This is a genomic window from Zoogloea dura (assembly GCF_012927165.1).
Lineage (GTDB): Bacteria > Pseudomonadota > Gammaproteobacteria > Burkholderiales > Rhodocyclaceae > Zoogloea > Zoogloea dura.
Window position 1 is genome coordinate 1 of the sequence record NZ_JABBGA010000083.1, and the last position, 1,068, is coordinate 1,068.

The following is a 1,068-nucleotide window of genomic DNA, read 5'->3' on the forward strand; positions in this document are numbered from 1 at the left end:
GGCGGTTTCAAGTCTGAAGTGCAACACTGGGTTGAAAGTTCATGATTTCCCTCGCAAAGACCTCCGCTGGTGTTTCAAAGTCGAGGCATTTGCGCGGGCGGTTGTTTAATTGTCGGGCAATGGCGTTGAGGTAGCCTTGGGAGATCGGCGCCAAATCCAGCCCTTTGGGAAGATACTCGCGGATCAAGCCGTTGGTATTCTCGTTGGTCGGCCGCTGCCAGGGGCTGTGCGGATCGGCGAAATAGACGTCGATCTTGACGCGCTTGGCGAGAATCTCGTGGCGGGCCATCTCCCTGCCCTGATCGTAAGTCAGCGACTTTTTCATGGCCAACGGGACATGGCGGAACTTGCGCGTGAAGCCTTCCAGCGTGGCCTCGGCCGAACCGTCACGCAGCTTGACCAGCATCAGGTAGCGGCTCTTGCGCTCGACCAGGGTGCCCACCGAACTGCGGTTGCCCGGCCCCTTGATGTGATCGCCTTCCCAGTGCCCCGGCACGAGGCGGGCCGCCACCTCAATCGGGCGCTGGTGGATGGAGGTCATGTTCGGCAGCGTGCCGCGCCGGTCCTGGCCCCGCGCGCGAGGCATGCGGGCCTTGTGGGCGAAGCGCAGCTGGGCGATGAGTTCGTTGCGCAGCTCGCCCCGTGGCACGGCATAGATGGCGCAGTAGATCGTTTCGTGCGAGACGTGCAAGGCAGGATCGTCAGGGTTCATACGGCGCAGTCTGCCCGCAACCTGCTCCGGCGACCAGCCCTCGGCCATCAAGGCGCGAACCCGGTTGAGCAGCACGGAACCGCTCTTGAGCTTGACCGTCCCGCGGCGTCTGCGCGCCAGCATCGCCCGCTCGGCACGGGCGGCATCGTAGCTCTTGCCAATTGTGTTGCGCGCCACTTCACGCGACACCGCGGAAGTCGGCCGATTGAGTCTTCGGGCAATTGCCCGAAGACTCAATCCCTCATTGCTGCACCGATGAATCTGATTACGTTCGTCCATCGACAACTGACTGTAGTGATTTCCCATGCCTACACCCTAACAAATCGGGGTGTTGCACTTCAGTCTAGAGCGCGCCC

The 1,068-nt window shown here is 62.0% G+C and carries 1 protein-coding gene; it reads right to left on the reverse strand.

Translation table 11 applies throughout. The features are described from left to right. Positions 1-7: 7 nt before the first annotated feature. Positions 8-1,018 (reverse strand): IS30 family transposase, encoded by a 1,011-nt coding sequence (locus HHL15_RS26185; protein ID WP_169148699.1) that lies wholly within the window; start codon positions 1,016-1,018, stop codon positions 8-10. Positions 1,019-1,068 lie beyond the last annotated feature (50 nt).